Here is a 16,694-nt window from a genome sequence, read left to right as displayed (position 1 = left end):
GGCGTGCCAGACCGGTCACAACCGGCCGTATTACCGCTCCGCTGCCAAGCCAGGCATGACCCCGACCCGGATAAACTCAACGAAACCTTAGTTAACGGCTTCTTTCAGCGCTTTACCGGCTTTGAAGCCTGGCTTCTTGGCAGCGGCGATTTCCAGTGTCTTGCCGGTCTGCGGGTTGCGACCGATACGAGCTGGACGATCAGTCACGGAGAAAGTACCGAAACCTACCAGAACAACGGAGTCGCCAGCCTTCAGAGCGCCAGTGACGGATTCGATTACAGCGTCCAGCGCACGGCCAGCAGCAGCTTTCGGGATATCAGCGGATGCAGCGATAGCATCAATCAGTTCCGACTTGTTCACTCTAAGTCCCCTTATATCTATTTGAGATGATTCTAAGTTTTTTTGGTGAAAGCAAAAACGAGTGCTGAATGGCCTGCAGACACTTAAGAGCCGCTTTATAACAAGGGCTCTAAAAAACTGTCAAGGAAGCCCCCCAGGCAAATGCGTATTAATGCGTGCTAATTCTTTCCTTAGAGTCAGACTCGCGCTTTTCGTCCTTCGCGACTATCTCCGGAGCCACATCCGGCAAGGGCTCCGGCGCGTATTGCAGCGCAATTTGCAGGACCTCGTCAATCCATTTAACCGGTTTGATCTGAAGATCTTGCTTAATGTTGTCAGGAATTTCCTTCAGATCACGGACATTCTCTTCCGGAATGATCACGATCTTGATCCCACCACGGTGTGCCGCCAGCAGTTTTTCTTTCAAACCACCGATCGCCAGTACCTGGCCACGCAACGTGATTTCACCCGTCATGGCCACGTCGGCGCGCACCGGAATTCCGGTCAACGCCGACACCAGCGCCGTGCACATGCCCACGCCGGCGCTCGGGCCGTCCTTGGGGGTTGCCCCTTCAGGCATGTGGATATGGGTGTCGCGCTTCTCGTGGAAATCCAGGGGAATGCCCAGGCTGCGGGCACGGCTGCGCACCACCGTCAGCGCCGCCGTGATCGACTCGACCATCACGTCACCCAAGGAACCGGTCTTGATCAGTTGACCCTTGCCCGGTACCACGGCTGCCTCGATGGTCAGCAATTCGCCACCGACCTGAGTCCAGGCCAGGCCGGTCACCTGGCCGATCTGGTCCTGCTGCTCGGCCAGGCCGTACTTGAATTTGCGCACACCCAGGAAGTGCTCCAGCAGGTCGGAAGTGACCTTGACCGCGAAGCGTTTTTCCAGCGCATGTTCCTTGACCGCCTTGCGGCAGACCTTGGCAATCTGGCGCTCCAGGCCCCGCACACCGGCTTCGCGGGTGTAGTAGCGAATGATGTCGCGGATCGCCTCTTCGTCGAACTCCAGCTCGCCTTTCTTCAGGCCGTTGGCCTGGATCTGCTTGGGCGAAAGGTACTTCACGGCGATGTTGATCTTCTCGTCCTCGGTGTAGCCCGGCAGACGAATCACCTCCATCCGGTCCAGCAAGGCTGGCGGGATATTCATGGAGTTGGAGGTGCAGAGGAACATCACGTCCGACAGGTCGTAGTCGACCTCCAGGTAGTGATCGTTGAAGTTATGGTTCTGCTCCGGATCGAGCACTTCGAGCAACGCAGAGGCCGGATCGCCGCGCATGTCGCTGCCCATCTTGTCGATTTCATCCAAAAGGAACAGCGGGTTGCGTACACCCACTTTCGTCATCTTTTGAATCAATCTTCCTGGCATCGAACCGATGTAAGTACGGCGATGACCGCGGATTTCCGCTTCATCGCGCACGCCGCCGAGGGCCATGCGGACGAATTTACGGTTGGTGGCGTGGGCAATCGATTCCGCAAGGGACGTCTTACCCACCCCGGGAGGACCAACCAGGCACAACACCGGACCACGAATCTTTTTCACGCGTTTTTGCACGGCGAGGTATTCGAGGATACGTTCCTTGACCTCTTCGAGGCCGTAATGGTCGGCGTCGAGGATGTCCTCGGCACGCGCCAGGTCCAGCCGCACCTTGCTCTGGGCCTTCCACGGCACCTGGACCAGCCAATCGATGTAGGAACGCACCACGGTGGCTTCGGCGGACATCGGCGACATCTGCTTGAGCTTGTTCAGCTCGGCCTGGGCCTTGGCCAGTGCATCTTTCGGCAGCCCCGCGGCATCGATGCGCTTTTTCAGCTCTTCGATTTCGTTGTGGCCTTCGTCGCCATCGCCCAGCTCCTTCTGAATGGCCTTCATCTGCTCATTCAGGTAGTACTCGCGCTGGCTGCGCTCCATTTGCTTCTTGACGCGCCCACGGATGCGTTTCTCGACCTGCAACAGGTCGATTTCGCCATCTAGCAGCGCCAGCACGTGCTCGACACGGGCCGACAGGTCGATGATCTCGAGAATTTCCTGCTTCTGCTCGATCTTGAGGGCCATGTGGGCCGCCATCGTATCAACCAGGCGTCCAGGTTCGTCGATGCTGTTCAACGACGACAGGACCTCTGCAGGCACCTTCTTGCCCAATTGCACATACTGTTCGAACTGGGACAGCAGGCTACGGACGAACACCTCCGATTCACGCTCGGGCGCATCGACCTCTTCGATCAGCGACACTTCGGCACGGCAGTGACCGTCCACTTCGCTGAAGCGCTCGACCGTACCGCGTTGCTCGCCCTCGACCAGGACCTTGACGGTGCCATCAGGCAGCTTGAGCAGTTGCAGAACCGTGGCAATCGTACCTACGCGATAGAGTGCGTCTTCACCGGGATCATCGTCGGCAGGGTTTCTCTGAGCCAGCAGGAGAATCTGCTTGTCACCCGTCATCGCAGCCTCGAGGGCTTCGATAGACTTCTCGCGCCCCACGAACAGCGGGATAACCATGTGCGGATACACCACGACATCGCGCAATGGCAGGAGAGGCAATTCGATGGTTGTCTTCATGATTTCGCCTCTACGGCGGCCCTAGGGCCGGAAACAGATGGAAGTAAGCTTGAAACCAAGATGGGGGCAGCCTTGAAAAAAAACAAGCGCTAAGGCTGATGTCAGCCCTGCTAAAAAGAAATAAAAACCGTACGCAAGTCGGTGACGCAGGGATTTGTCTACGTCAGGCGGCGAAGCGGCCTTGAACCCTGACACCTGGATGTTCCAGACAGATCGCGTGAACTGTCTACGATGCTCTGCCCAGCGGGGCGGTGCAACGTTTCGCCAAATCCCGTCGCCACTCAAAAGCAAAGGGGCCCGAAGGCCCCTTCTTTGTTCCGGCAGCGGGACGCTTAGGCGTCCGGCGCGGCCTTGGCAGCCGGCTCACTGTTTTCGTAGATATACAGTGGCTTGGACTTACCTTCTATGACGCTTTCGTCGATCACGACTTTACTCACCTCAGACTGCGAGGGGATTTCATACATCGTGTCGAGCAGGACGCCCTCGAGGATCGAACGCAACCCACGGGCACCGGTCTTGCGTTCCAGGGCACGTCGGGCGACCGATTTCAGCGCGTCGGAACGGAACTCCAGGTCTACACCTTCCATTTCGAACAGCTTGGCGTACTGCTTGGTCAACGCATTCTTCGGCTCGGTCAGAATCTGCATCAACGCCGCTTCATCCAACTCGTCCAGCGTCGCCAGGACCGGCAGACGACCGACGAATTCCGGGATCAGGCCGAACTTGACCAAATCGTCAGGCTCGACTTCACGCAGGGACTCACCGACCTTCTTGCCCTCTTCCTTGCTGCGCACTTCGGCGTTGAAACCGATACCGCCGCGGGTGGAACGGTTCTGGATGACCTTTTCCAGGCCGGAGAACGCGCCACCGCAGATGAACAGGATGTTGCGGGTGTCGACCTGCAGGAATTCCTGCTGCGGATGCTTGCGACCACCTTGGGGCGGTACGGAAGCGACCGTGCCTTCGATCAACTTGAGCAAGGCCTGCTGCACGCCCTCGCCGGAAACATCCCGGGTGATGGACGGGTTGTCGGACTTGCGGGAAATCTTGTCGATTTCGTCGATGTAGACGATGCCCATCTGGGCCTTTTCCACATCGTAGTCACACTTTTGCAGCAACTTCTGAATGATGTTCTCGACATCCTCGCCAACATAACCCGCTTCGGTCAGCGTGGTTGCGTCAGCGATGGTGAACGGAACGTTCAGCAAGCGGGCCAGGGTTTCGGCAAGCAGGGTCTTACCCGAGCCTGTCGGGCCGATCAGCAGGATGTTGCTCTTGCCGAGTTCGACCTCGTCATTCTTCTTGTCACGCTGGTTCAGGCGCTTGTAGTGGTTGTACACCGCTACGGCCAGTACCTTTTTGGCACGTTCCTGACCAATCACATACTGATCAAGGATGCCGCTGATTTCTTTAGGCGAAGGCAATTTATGCGCGCTGCTTTCGGCCTGGGCTTCCTGCACCTCCTCGCGGATGATGTCATTGCACAGGTCGACGCACTCGTCGCAAATGAAGACCGAGGGGCCGGCAATCAATTTGCGTACTTCATGCTGGCTTTTGCCACAGAAGGAGCAATAAAGCAGTTTGCCGTTGTCCTCGCCGTTGCGGGTGTCAGTCATTCGATCGATCCAAATCCGATAGGCTTGCAACACAAGATGAAGGCAATTGCGGGCTTTTTCAAGCCCGCAGGCGGCCGGTCATCCCAACCACCTGCATTTTGAGCGGCTTAGGCAGGCATTTGACGCTTGTTGATCACCGAGTCGATCAGGCCGTATTCGGCGGCACGCTCGGCGCTCATGAAGTTGTCACGCTCGGTGTCACGCTCAATGGTTTCGAGGCTTTGGCCGGTGTGATGGGCCAGCAGCGAATTCAGGCGCGAACGGATGTGGAGGATTTCCTTGGCATGGATGTCGATGTCCGACGCCTGGCCCTGGAAACCGCCCAATGGCTGGTGAATCATCATGCGCGAGTTCGGCAGGCAGTGACGCTTGCCCGCTGCGCCACCGGCGAGCAGGAACGCGCCCATGCTGCAGGCCTGGCCGATGCAGATGGTGGAAACGTCCGGCTTGATGAACTGCATGGTGTCGTAGATCGACATACCCGCCGTCACCGACCCGCCAGGCGAGTTGATATAGAGATGGATGTCCTTGTCCGGGTTTTCCGCTTCAAGGAACAGCAGTTGCGCCGCGACCAGGTTGGCCATGTAGTCTTCAACGGGGCCGATCAGGAAAATGACGCGTTCCTTGAGCAGGCGCGAGTAGATGTCATAGGCACGTTCGCCACGGGCGGACTGCTCGATAACCATCGGGACCAGGCCGCCTGCGGCTTGGATGTCAGAGCTCTGCTGATAAAAAGAATTGCGGGACATGTCTCGCAGTCACTCCCAAATAGTTATGTCTTGAATACGCATAAGCCAGCACGAAGGCTGGCTTATGGTGTGTATTTCCTACCGCAAAACAATCAATCGGCTTGTGGAGCTTCCACCGGCTTGACCGCTTCTTCGTAAGAGACCGCTTTATCGGTCACGCTAGCTTTCTGCAGAACAGTATCCACAACTTGTTCTTCCAGCACAACCGAACGAACTTCGTTCAGTTGCTGCTCGTTCTTGTAGTACCAGGACACGACTTGCTCAGGCTCCTGGTAAGCCGAGGCCATTTCCTGGATCAGCTCGCGAACGCGGGTTTCGTCAGGCTTGAGTTCGAACTGCTTGACCACTTCGGCAACGATCAGGCCCAGCACGACGCGGCGCTTGGCTTGCTCTTCGAACAGCTCGGCCGGCAGTTGGTCCGGCTTGATGTTGCCACCGAACTGCTGGACGGCCTGCACGCGCAGACGGTTCACTTCGTTGTCCAGCAGGGCCTTTGGCACTTCGATCGGGTTGGAGGCCAGCAGACCGTCCATGACCTGGTTCTTGACCTTGGACTTGATGGCCTGACGCAGCTCACGCTCCATGTTCTTGCGAACTTCGGCGCGGAAACCGTCAAGACCGGTTTCCTTGATACCGAACTGGGCGAAGAACTCTTCGTTCAGCTCAGGCAGCTTCGGCTCGGAAACGCTGTTGACGGTCACGGTGAACTCGGCGGCCTTGCCGGCCAGGTCCAGGTTCTGGTAATCCTCTGGGAAGGTCACGTTCAGCACGCGCTCTTCACCAGCCTTCGCACCGACCAGGCCATCTTCGAAGCCTGGGATCATGCGACCGGAGCCCAGCACCAGCTGGGTGGCCTTGGCGGAGCCGCCGGCGAAGACTTCACCGTCAACCTTGCCAACGAAATCGATGTTCAGTTGATCTTCGTTCTGGGCAGCGCGATCGGCCACTTCGAAACGGGTGTTCTGCTTGCGCAGGATGTCCAGCATCTTGTCCAGGTCGGCATCCGACACATCGGCGCTCAGGCGCTCGACGGCGATGGAGTCGAAACCGGCAACGGTGAACTCCGGGAACACTTCGAACGTTGCAACGAACTCCAGGTCCTTGCCCTTTTCCAGCACTTTAGGCTCGACGGACGGCGCGCCGGCCGGGTTCAGCTTCTGCTCGACCACCGCTTCGTAGAAAGAAGACTGGATCACGTCGCCCACGGCTTCCTGGCGCGCATCAGCTTCGTAACGCTGACGGATCACGCTCATTGGCACTTTGCCTGGGCGGAAACCTGGGATTTTGGCCTTTTGGGCAGTCTGCTGCAGACGCTTGTTGACCTGAGTCTCGATGCGCTCAGCCGGCACGGTGATGCTCATGCGGCGCTCAAGAGCAGAAGTATTTTCAACAGAAACTTGCATGGATATTCCTCGTTGCACAGACGTTGGCCGGGCGTTTCCGACCCCAGAATCAAGGGCATGCATTCTAGTAGGTCAAACTCAAGAAGTCACCCTACTGAAAACGGGTAGGAAACAGGCGCCGAATTTAGGAGCGGGGCAAATGGTGATGCCTCGCACGAATTACAAATACAGCCGATCAGCCAGAGGCTCTGCACCAACGCTTCCTTTATATAGAAGCGCAGGCTCGACACACGCGACACCCAGCCCCACGAGGAGACCAACGGGCATCCTGCGCATCATCACGAAACACAATCGTGACCCACCTCCCCTGCACACCACCCGAAAACGGCACCAGCGACAGGCACAGAAGCCCCGAAAACAAAAACGGCGCAGCCCCTTTCAGGTACTGCGCCGTTTTCTGCTATCAAATAGCGACTTGTATGGTGCGGACGGAGAGACTCGAACTCTCACACCTTGCGGCGCTGGAACCTAAATCCAGTGTGTCTACCAATTCCACCACATCCGCGTATCAAGCTTTTAAAGCAAAGGCGCCAGATGATTACATCTGGCGCCTTTCTAGAATATGGGGTGGACGATGGGGATCGAACCCACGACAACGGGAGTCACAATCCCGTGCTCTACCAACTGAGCTACGCCCACCATATTGCCTTGTTGCGTTACTTGTGCCAAAGCTGCCTAAATGGCGCACCCGGCAGGACTCGAACCTGCGACCATCCGCTTAGAAGGCGGATGCTCTATCCAGCTGAGCTACGGGCGCCTTTTTAATCTGTATTCTTGGACGATTACAAACTAAGTGCTTTCAGCTTTACCGAGTTGAAACAACTAACTCTGCGCCGCCTTCTTAACCAGTGCTAGGCTGTGCCCGACAAGTGCGACGAATGTTATAGACGGCCTGATAGGTCGTCAACTCTTTTTTAAAAAAAATTCATTTAATTAAAGGGGTTAGGGGAATTTGCAGACCAAGCGCCTTTGCCCTCACGCCCCGGCATGCGAGAATGCGCTCTCTTTTTTTCCCCTCTCGATGGTTAACCACGCGCAATGACTGCACAACTTATCGACGGCAAATCGATCGCCGCCAGCCTGCGCCAGCAGATCGCCCAACGAGTCACCGAGCGCCGCCAGCAAGGCCTGCGCACGCCCGGCCTTGCGGTGATCCTGGTCGGCAGCGATCCTGCCTCTCAGGTTTATGTCTCGCACAAGCGTAAAGACTGTGAGGAGGTCGGCTTCCTTTCCCAGGCCTACGACCTGCCTTCCGAAACCACTCAGCAAGCGTTGGCCGATCTGATCGACCGCTTGAACGAAGACCCGAACATCGACGGCGTGCTGCTCCAGTTGCCACTGCCTGAACACCTCGACGCCTCCCGACTGCTGGAACGCATCCGTCCGGACAAGGACGTCGACGGCTTCCATCCTTATAACGTCGGCCGCCTGGCCCAACGCATCCCACTGCTGCGCCCCTGCACCCCCAAGGGCATCATGACGTTGCTGGAAAGCACCGGCGTGGACCTCTACGGCCTCGACGCCGTGGTAGTGGGCGCTTCCAACATCGTTGGCCGGCCGATGGCCATGGAACTGCTGCTGGCCGGCTGCACCGTCACCGTGACCCATCGCTTCACCAAGGACCTGGCCGGCCACGTCGGCCGTGCCGACCTGGTGGTGGTCGCCGCCGGCAAGCCTGGCCTGGTGAAGGGTGAGTGGATCAAGGAAGGGGCCATCGTCATCGACGTGGGCATCAACCGCCAGGAAGACGGCAAGCTGGTAGGCGACGTGGTCTACGAGACCGCCCTGCCCCGCGCTGGCTGGATCACACCAGTGCCCGGCGGTGTTGGCCCGATGACTCGCGCCTGCCTGCTGGAAAACACGTTGTACGCGGCAGAAACGCTGCACAGCTGATACACGTCAAAAAAACCTGTGGGAGCGAGCTTGCTCGCGATAGCGATGGACCAGCCAACATCCAGTTGACTGACACACCGTTATCGCGAGCAAGCTCGCTCCCACAGACGTTTCTGTCGACGGATTTCAGCCGCCAAATTACATATTTTTCAGATTCGTTTCGCCAAAATCCCCCTCCATGAAACTTTATTTATTCACAAGCCTCGGCGATACAGGCATGTAGCGCTGCTGTCGCCCATACTCCTAAAATGCGACGTTTTTTTTAAAGCCGTTACTCAACGGCACCTTCAACTCCATCGAGTCTACTCGCGTGAAAATCCGTCTTTCGATCCTCAGCCTGTTCTTCGCTTTCACAGGCACCTTTATCACGCACACTGCCAGCGCACAGGAAACGATCGCGGCCCCACGGGATACCACCAAGCTGCAAGTCGCCTCGGGCAGCGCGCTGCTGCTGGACCTGCAGACGGACAAGGTGGTCTATTCGAATAACCCGGACGTGGTGGTCCCCATCGCATCGGTGACCAAGTTGATGACCGGCCTGATCGTGCTGGACGCCAAACAGAACCTCGACGAATACATTTCCATCACCATCGCCAACACCCCGGAAATGAAAGGGGTGTTTTCCCGGGTCAAGCTCAACAGCGAACTGTCGCGCCGGGACGTCCTGCTGATCGCCCTGATGTCATCGGAAAACCGCGCCGCCGCCAGCCTCGCCCACCATTACCCGGGCGGCTACGCCGCGTTCATCGCCGCCATGAACGCCAAGGCGAAGGTCCTGGGCATGACCAGCACCCACTACGTGGAACCCACGGGCCTGTCGATCCACAACGTTTCCACCGCACGCGACCTGACCAAGTTGCTGATCGCCGCGCGCAAGTACCCGCTGCTGAGCGAACTGAGCACCACCAAGGAAAAGACCGTTACCTTCCGCAAGCCCGTCTATAGCCTCGGTTTTCGCAACACCGACCATTTGGTCCACAAGGCCAACTGGGATATTCAACTGACCAAGACAGGCTTCACCAACGAAGCCGGCCATTGCCTGGTACTGGTAACGAAAATGGGTAATCGGCCAATGGCGCTGGTGATCCTCGATGCGTTTGGCAAGTACACGCACTTCGCCGACGCCAGTCGGATTCGCAGTTGGGTGGAAACCGGCAAAAGTGCGAGCGTGCCGGCGGTGGCGCTTCAATACAAGGCCGCCAAGAACCTAAAGAGCCGCCAGACCGGCGTGGTAGAAGCGTCCAAGTAATCTGTCCACGCCAGCCTGGACCCGTGGCGAGGGAGGCTTCAAACAGCCCGGCGCAAGCCAACCCTTGCCACGACCTGCCGGTTCAGGGTTTCAGATCGCCCAATGGGTCGTAGGCCCGGGATTGCGCCTTATCCTGCTTTTCCTTGTCCAGCGGCGCCTTGGCCGGGCCGACCGGATCGACCTGAGGATCATCGAGGTCTGGCGAATCCGGGTCGAAACCCAGGTCATCACCGGACGAATGATCTGACGAATGTGGGCCCGTAGGTGTTTTCGACTGTGCCATCGCTGCCTCCTCAAATCATGGCCGGGAACGTCCCGACCCTGACGGTAAGAGCCTCAGGCGTGCCGGGTCGTGCCCGGCAAGTGACGAACGGGGCCATCAATGTGCGGCATTCAGCGTCTGGGTGGCCCGCGCGGCGGCTTGTTCCTGCCCCGCCCCGGCCAACTCCTGCGCGGCCTTCAACCAACGCTGGGCGTCGACATCGGCCGGAAGCTGGGTCGGCCGCTGCACCAGCACCGCCCAGCCACCTGCGTTCTGGTAGTCCGATTCGAAAGCGCCGAAGCTCATCGTTTCACGACGATTCATGCCGGATCGCAACAGGACTGTCTGCTTCTGACGGTTGTAGCCGGCCAGGATCCCGTACCGTGGCTCAGGCCAGAACGGTGTACCCGCGTTATAGCGCACCAGGACCGGGTAGCCGGCGGCGACCTGTTCCAGCAACGCAGGCAACTGGGCACGCAGTGGATACACCACGAACCCGTACTCGCGCGCCAGGTTTTGCATGTTCTGCTGCAAATCAGCCTCGCCGCCCGGCAGGTGCAAGGGCTTCTCCAACAACCCCGGTGTGATCACCGTACCTTGGAACGTCAGCAGCGCCGCCAGGGATTGCGGAGCACCCTGATACATCTCGCCTCGGTAAAACGGCACGCTGTTGAGCTCCACCCGCTCAGGCAGGCTCCGGATCCGGGGCGACACATCGCTCGCGCAACCCGCCAGGGTAGCCAGGCAAACCGTCGCCAGGACCAGTGATCGAAAAGAGGGAATGAGCGGCAACATGAAGACTCTCTTGTTCAGGCACCCGACGTTAGAGCCGGGCTGGGGCTGTCGATCATAAAGCGCCCATGGGCCAGGGTATAGCCTTAAACAGCAGTCCCCATGGCTGGATAGAACGAACCGGTCCGTTCTGGCCGCCACCGATCGACTGCCTGAAACACTGCATGGACTAGACTGTCCATTGAACTGAGTGCGTTGTCCCGGAACGGGATAAAAGGAGGCACAGATGAGCCTGACGACGACAATTCTGATGCTGATATTTGGCTGGCTGAGTGTGGCGACCGCCATGTTGTGGGGTGTGCTTCGCATCGCTCGACGCCACCATCACGCGCCGTCCGTCCAACCGAAAAAAACCGCAGGACCCGCCCGGCGCCACGCTGCGGCACACTGACGTTTCTTTCCCATACATCGCGATCACGCCCACGCAGAGGTGGAAACGAGCCGCCCGGACCTGAGTCCGGGCGGTTTGCATGCGCCTGGAATCAGGCGTTGTCGGTCAAGGTCTTATGCGCCCTCTGCTTGGCGCGGCGGGACATCATGTTCAACACTTCGATGGCAGCCGAGAAAGCCATGGCGGCGTAGATGTAGCCTTTAGGCACATGGGCACCAAACCCTTCGGCGATCAGCGTCATGCCGATCATGATCAGGAAGCCCAGGGCCAACATGACCACCGTCGGGTTGTCATTGATGAACTTGGCGAGCGGTTCAGCCGCCAGCAGCATCACCAGCACCGAAACCACGACGGCGATGATCATGATCGGCAGATGCTCGGTCATGCCCACGGCAGTGATGATGCTGTCGATGGAGAACACCAGGTCCAGCATCAGGATCTGACCGATCGCGGCAGCAAAACCCAGAGTCACACCGGACGACGCGGTCTTGGGATCATGGGGCGCCGGGTCCATGCTGTGATGGATTTCGGTGGTGGCTTTCCACAACAGGAACAGGCCACCGGCGATCAGGATCATGTCTTTCCAGGAGAACGCCTGGCCCAGGATCTCAATGACAGGTTCAGTCAATTGCACAATGAAGGCGATGGTGCTCAACAGGCCCAGGCGCAGGATCAGCGCCATGCCGATACCGATTCGCCGTGCCTTGGTACGGTGCTGCACAGGCAGCTTGTTGGTCAGGATCGAAATGAAGATCAGGTTATCGATGCCGAGCACGATCTCCATCACGACCAATGTTGCCAAGGCGATCCACGCGGTGGGGCTGGCGGCGAGCTGTAGAAGATAATCCATGAGTCAGTCCTGGCTGATGTGCGGGTTAAAGGGTCTTGGTCGAGGTTTCGGGTTCTTCGGCGTCGTCCGCCGGCTTTTTGCCGGGGTTGATCAACCCTCCGCTGGCTTCGCTGAGGGCCTGTTCGGCGGCCTTGTGGGTATCGTCGATGGCCTGCTTGGCCGTTTCTGCGGCCTGCCCCATCAGTTGCTGGGCGCTTTTTTCGGCTTGCTCGCAACCTGCCAGCGCCATGGAAGCTGTAACGAGCATCGCGGCAAGACCCAAGGATTTATAGCTCATGAATGAATGCCTCTTTAGAAATACCAAGCGCACGAAAGGTGGCCCTCCAATGGCACGGCATTCTAGAGACGACCATACTTCAGGAAAATTCGTATTTTTAGCGGTTATACTTCGTTTTTTACGAACTGTGTGACCCCCATGCTCAATTACCGACAATTGCATTACTTCTGGGTCGTGGCAAAAACCGGCAGCATCGTGCGCGCCTGTGAACAGTTGAACCTGACACCGCAAACCATCAGCGGCCAGATCGCCCTGTTCGAACAGACCTATAACCTCAAGTTGTTTCGTCGTGTCGGGCGGCAGTTGGAACTGACCGAAGCCGGCCGCCAGACGCTCCCCTATGCCGAACACATGTTCCAGATTGGCGGGGAATTGGAGTTGATGCTGCGGGCCCAGCCCAACGAACAGCAGACGCTGTTTCGGGTGGGCGTGGCGGACGTGGTGCCCAAGTCCATCGTCTATCGCCTGCTGGCACCGACCATGGAGCTTGCCGAAGCGCTGCGTATCACCTGCCGCGAAGACAAACTCGAACGCTTGCTGGCTGACCTGGCGATCCAGCGCTTGGACCTGGTGATTTCCGACAGCCCGATGCCAACCCACCTGGACATCAAGGGCTACAGCCAGAAGCTGGGCGAGTGCGGCATCAGTTTCTTCGCCACCGCCGCGCTGACCGAACGCTACGGGCAGGATTTCCCCCACAGCCTGCATGACGCACCGCTGCTGATTCCCGGGCCGGAAACCGTGGTGCGCAGCCGCCTGCAACGTTGGTTCGCCGAACAACAGATCCAGCCGCGCATCGTCGGCGAGTTCGACGACAGCGCCCTGATGCAGGCCTTCGGTCAATCAGGCAGCGGGATTTTCATCGGCCCGAGTGTGATCGCCGAAGAGGTCAAGCGCCAGTACGGCGTCGAGGTGATCGGCCAGACCGATGCGGTCAGCGAATCCTTCTACGCCATTTCGGTGGAGCGCAAAGTCAGCCACCCGGGCATCGTCGCGATCGCAGAAGGCGCGCGGCGCGAACTGTTCAGCGCCTAGCCGTTGGAACACACGGCGCGGGGCTTGAAGGTCATCAGCAGCATGGCTAGCAGAATCGAGACCAGGATAAACCCGGCCGCGGCAAAACCCACCTTGCCCAGGCCGAGGGTATCGATGACCCGGCCACCGACCATTGCCCCCAGGCCAATCCCCAGGTTGGCCCCGGCGATGTTCAACGATGCTGCAAAGGCCGGGGCTTGCGGCGCGGCCTTCATCAACCGGACATGGCTGACCAAGAACAGCGCCGCCTGGGTCACGCCCCAGATGCCCATCGCCGCCGCCAGGCCGAGGGTCGAGTGGATGCTCGGCACCAGCGCCACCATGCCGCCGATCATGAACAGGCAGAACACCATCGAGGCGATCAACGGGTGCCGGTCTACCGCCCGTCCGCCCAGGGAGTTGCCCACCAGGCCCACCGCGCCGAAGCCCATCAGGCACCAGCCCACCAGCGTGCCATCGAAGCCGGCGAGGCGTTCGAGGATGTCCGCCAGGTAGGTGTAGGCGGTGAACATGCCGCTGAAGACCAGGATCGACAGCAGCACATGCCCTTGCATCAATGGGCTGCGCAGGATCTTGAATTGCGAGCGAAAGCTCACCTGATGCTGGTGCAGGTTGGTTTTCGGCAGATAGATGAACAGCAGCAAGGCCTTGGCGAAGGCAATCACCGACAGGATCGCGAAGGCGCTGCGCCAACCGAACGCATCGGAAATCAGCGTACCCACCGGAATGCCGAACACCGTGGCGCAGACGATGCCGAAACCGATCCGGGCGATGGCACGCCCGGCGTGCTCCGGCCCGACGATGTCCACCGCCGTTTCACTGGCCAGCGCCCAGAACACTGGCAGACCCAGGGCCGGCAGCAACCGGGCAACGGCCATCACCCAGATGTTGGGGGCAAACGTCGCCAACAGGTTGGCCAGGCCGAACATTATCAGCACGCTGATAAACAGCTTGCGCCGCTCGAAACGAGCGAACCAGGCGGTCAGGAACGGCCCGAACGCCGCCACGGTAAACGCGAACAACGTCACCAGCAGCCCGGCCTGGGGAATGCTCACCTCCAGATCACGGGCAATGGATGGCAACAGGCCAACGATGACGAACTCCGTGGTCAGCACGGTGAACCCGGCGGCCGACAACAGGAAAATCGGTAACAACATGCAAACTCCAGCAAAACGACGACACCAGCGGTAGCCCAAGGGCTCGCTGGCGGAGATAGAAAGTGAGAGGGGCACAGCCTAACAGAATGCGTCCGAGAGAAAAACGCAGTTGAACCGCGCAGTGACGGATCGTCACAGGTCCGTCAGACTTTTCGGCGGGCTGTGATAAAGTCCGCGGCCTGCAAACGCCGTCGTTCCCCCGGTCCGCTCATGTGGCCTGCCCGCTTGTTGCCCTGACGCGTCGACCGTCGCACACAATAAAACCAGAGATGCCGCTATGACTGCTTCGTCCCCGTCCGTTTTCCAACGCCTCACGCGCACCAGCCTGGTGACGCAAATCATCATCGGCCTGATCGCCGGTATCGTCCTGGCATGGCTGGCGCCCGAGCTGGCGAAATCCACCGCCTTCATTGGCAAGGTCTTCGTCTCCGCGCTCAAGGCCGTGGCGCCGATCCTGGTGTTCGTGCTGGTCATGGCGTCGATCGCCAACCACAAGCACGGCCAGGAAACCCACATCCGGCCGATCCTGTTCCTCTACCTGCTGGGCACGTTCGCCGCGGCCGTGGTCGCCGTGGTGGCCAGCACGCTGTTTCCGTCCAGCCTCGTGCTGTCGACCCAGGACGTCGCCGTCACGGCCCCCGGCGGCATCGCCGAAGTGCTGCAAAGTCTGCTGCTGAGCGTGGTGGACAACCCGGTCCGGGCGCTGATGGACGGTAACTTCATCGGCATCCTCGCCTGGGCCATCGGCATGGGCATTGCCATCCGCCATGCCGGCGAAACCACGCGCACCGTGCTCGACGACCTGTCCAATGGTGTAACAGTGATCGTGCGCCTGGTGATTCGCTTCGCCCCGCTGGGGATTTTCGGCCTGGTGGCCTCGACCCTGGCCACGTCCGGCTTCGGCGCCCTGCTCGGCTACCTGCACCTGTTGACCGTGCTGATCGGCTGCATGCTGTTCGTGGCCCTGGTGGTGAACCCGCTCATCGTCTACTGGAAGCTGCGCCGCAATCCGTTCCCGCTGGTGTTCACCTGCCTGCGCGAGAGCGGCATCACGGCGTTCTTCACCCGCAGTTCGGCGGCGAACATCCCGGTGAACCTGGAGTTGAGCAAGCGCCTGGGCCTGCACGAGGACACCTATTCGGTGTCGATCCCGCTGGGTGCGACCATCAACATGGCCGGTGCCGCCATCACCATCACCGTACTGACCCTCGCCGCCGTGCACACCCTGGGCATTGCGGTGGATGTGCCGACCGCCGTGCTGTTGAGCGTCGTCGCGGCCATTTGCGCCTGCGGTGCTTCCGGCGTGGCGGGCGGTTCGCTGCTGCTGATTCCCCTGGCGTGCAGCCTGTTCGGCATTCCCAGCGAAGTCGCCATGCAAGTGGTTGCGGTGGGGTTCATCATCGGCGTGCTGCAGGATTCGGCCGAGACGGCGTTGAATTCGTCCACCGATGTGCTGTTCACCGCAGCGGCCTGCCTGGGTCAGGAAGAGAAGCTCGCGCGCGCTTAGGTAGGGATGGGGCCTCCCCGACATAACAAACCAGCACAAAAAAGCCCGGAACGGCTCACACCGTTCCGGGCTTTTTCATGGCCGCGGGTTTAGAACGCGCCCATGTAGTCGCGCTTGCCCACTTCCACGCCGTTATGGCGCAACAAGGCGTAGGCGGTGGTGACGTGGAAGAAGAACTGCGGCAGGCCGTAGGTCAGCAAGTAGTTCTGGCCGCTGAAGCGCTTTTCCTTCGGGGTGCCTGGGCGAGTGACAATCTCGATACCTTCCTTGCCATCGATCTGCGCGGGGCTGATGCCGTCGACAAAGGCCAGGACCTTGGCGATCAGGGCTTGCAGCTCGGCGAAGGTGGTTTCGCTGTCGTCATACTTCGGCACTTCGATCTCGGCCAGGCGCGCGGAAACGCCCTTGGCGAAGTCCACTGCGATCTGAACCTGGCGCACCAGGGGAAACATGTCCGGGTACAGGCGCGCCTGCAGGAAGGCTTGAGGGTCGATGTTCTTTGCGGTGGCGTGGGCTTCAGCCTTGTTCAGGACGTCGCTCAAGGCGTTGAGCATCTGCTTGAAAACCGGGATGGAAGCGGCGTACAGGGAAATGGTCATGGCGATCTC

At 59.4% G+C, this 16,694-nt stretch carries 15 protein-coding genes and 3 tRNA genes; 4 read left to right on the top strand and 14 right to left on the bottom strand.

What is annotated here, in order from left to right:
- Positions 1-87: 87 nt before the first annotated feature.
- From AD664_RS22050 to AD664_RS22015, 8 genes are all read right to left on the bottom strand, one after another.
- On the bottom strand, positions 88-360 hold the full coding sequence (locus tag AD664_RS22050) for an HU family DNA-binding protein (RefSeq protein ID WP_002552737.1): 273 nt from the start codon (positions 358-360) through the stop codon (positions 88-90).
- Positions 361-508: 148 nt separating this feature from the next.
- Positions 509-2,905 carry an endopeptidase La gene (lon, locus tag AD664_RS22045; protein WP_042727837.1) on the bottom strand — a complete coding sequence of 799 codons (2,397 nt, stop codon included), beginning with the start codon at positions 2,903-2,905 and terminating at the stop codon, positions 509-511.
- A 332-nt stretch (positions 2,906-3,237) separates the two neighbouring features.
- Positions 3,238-4,521: an ATP-dependent Clp protease ATP-binding subunit ClpX gene (gene clpX / locus AD664_RS22040; protein WP_042727838.1), complete on the bottom strand. Its 1,284-nt coding sequence runs from the start codon at positions 4,519-4,521 to the stop codon at positions 3,238-3,240.
- Positions 4,522-4,628: 107 nt separating this feature from the next.
- Positions 4,629-5,270, bottom strand: a complete 642-nt coding sequence (gene clpP, locus AD664_RS22035) for an ATP-dependent Clp endopeptidase proteolytic subunit ClpP (RefSeq protein WP_003183177.1) — start codon at positions 5,268-5,270, stop codon at positions 4,629-4,631.
- A gap of 92 nt (positions 5,271-5,362) precedes the next feature.
- Complete coding sequence (gene tig, locus AD664_RS22030) at positions 5,363-6,673, bottom strand: trigger factor (RefSeq protein WP_042727839.1); 1,311 nt, start codon at positions 6,671-6,673, stop codon at positions 5,363-5,365.
- Positions 6,674-7,093: 420 nt separating this feature from the next.
- Positions 7,094-7,178 (bottom strand) — tRNA-Leu (locus AD664_RS22025).
- A gap of 58 nt (positions 7,179-7,236) precedes the next feature.
- Positions 7,237-7,312 (bottom strand) — tRNA-His (locus AD664_RS22020).
- Between the two features lie 41 nt (positions 7,313-7,353).
- A tRNA-Arg gene (locus AD664_RS22015) sits at positions 7,354-7,430 on the bottom strand.
- 281 nt (positions 7,431-7,711) lie between these two features.
- Here AD664_RS22015 and folD point away from each other — a divergent pair.
- Positions 7,712-8,566: a bifunctional methylenetetrahydrofolate dehydrogenase/methenyltetrahydrofolate cyclohydrolase FolD gene (folD, locus tag AD664_RS22010; protein WP_042727840.1), complete on the top strand. Its 855-nt coding sequence runs from the start codon at positions 7,712-7,714 to the stop codon at positions 8,564-8,566.
- Between the two features lie 310 nt (positions 8,567-8,876).
- Positions 8,877-9,815 (top strand): D-alanyl-D-alanine endopeptidase, encoded by a 939-nt coding sequence (pbpG, locus tag AD664_RS22005; protein ID WP_053149690.1) that lies wholly within the window; start codon positions 8,877-8,879, stop codon positions 9,813-9,815.
- Between the two features lie 82 nt (positions 9,816-9,897).
- On the opposite strand, the gene AD664_RS22000 is transcribed toward pbpG, so the two are convergent.
- The 4 genes from AD664_RS22000 to AD664_RS21985 all read right to left on the bottom strand — a co-directional run bounded on the left by AD664_RS22000 (position 9,898) and on the right by AD664_RS21985 (position 12,387).
- Complete coding sequence (locus tag AD664_RS22000; RefSeq protein WP_047739195.1) at positions 9,898-10,098, bottom strand: DUF6021 family protein; 201 nt, start codon at positions 10,096-10,098, stop codon at positions 9,898-9,900.
- A 96-nt stretch (positions 10,099-10,194) separates the two neighbouring features.
- A complete protein-coding gene (locus tag AD664_RS21995) occupies positions 10,195-10,872 on the bottom strand; it encodes a PA2778 family cysteine peptidase (protein WP_053149688.1) in 678 nt (225 codons plus the stop codon).
- 479 nt (positions 10,873-11,351) lie between these two features.
- Positions 11,352-12,110: a TerC family protein gene (locus AD664_RS21990; protein WP_042727844.1), complete on the bottom strand. Its 759-nt coding sequence runs from the start codon at positions 12,108-12,110 to the stop codon at positions 11,352-11,354.
- A gap of 25 nt (positions 12,111-12,135) precedes the next feature.
- A complete protein-coding gene (locus AD664_RS21985; RefSeq protein WP_042727845.1) occupies positions 12,136-12,387 on the bottom strand; it encodes a hypothetical protein in 252 nt (83 codons plus the stop codon).
- A 138-nt stretch (positions 12,388-12,525) separates the two neighbouring features.
- Here AD664_RS21985 and nhaR point away from each other — a divergent pair, with 138 nt between their 5' ends.
- Entirely contained in the window at positions 12,526-13,422 is an 897-nt protein-coding gene (gene nhaR / locus AD664_RS21980) for a transcriptional activator NhaR (RefSeq protein ID WP_053149686.1), read from the top strand.
- Here nhaR and AD664_RS21975 read toward each other — a convergent pair.
- On the bottom strand, positions 13,419-14,579 hold the full coding sequence (locus AD664_RS21975; protein ID WP_042727847.1) for an MFS transporter: 1,161 nt from the start codon (positions 14,577-14,579) through the stop codon (positions 13,419-13,421). The two genes, nhaR and AD664_RS21975, sit on opposite strands and share 4 nt — an antisense overlap.
- A 277-nt stretch (positions 14,580-14,856) precedes the next feature.
- Between AD664_RS21975 and sstT the strand changes: the two genes are divergently transcribed.
- Positions 14,857-16,086, top strand: coding sequence for a serine/threonine transporter SstT (sstT, locus tag AD664_RS21970; protein ID WP_053149683.1), 1,230 nt, complete (start codon positions 14,857-14,859; stop codon positions 16,084-16,086).
- An 89-nt stretch (positions 16,087-16,175) separates the two neighbouring features.
- On the opposite strand, the gene AD664_RS21965 is transcribed toward sstT, so the two are convergent.
- The gene (locus AD664_RS21965; protein WP_042727849.1) at positions 16,176-16,685 is read right to left on the bottom strand and encodes a DUF1993 family protein; all 510 of its coding nucleotides are present in this window, start codon (positions 16,683-16,685) and stop codon (positions 16,176-16,178) included.
- Positions 16,686-16,694: the final 9 nt, after the last annotated feature.

The sequence above is a fragment of the Pseudomonas sp. P97.38 genome (assembly GCF_001269745.1).
In the GTDB taxonomy this organism is placed as follows: domain Bacteria; phylum Pseudomonadota; class Gammaproteobacteria; order Pseudomonadales; family Pseudomonadaceae; genus Aquipseudomonas; species Aquipseudomonas chlororaphis_E.
Note: the sequence above shows the minus strand (reverse complement) of the source record. Positions and strands in the feature narration are given on the sequence as shown.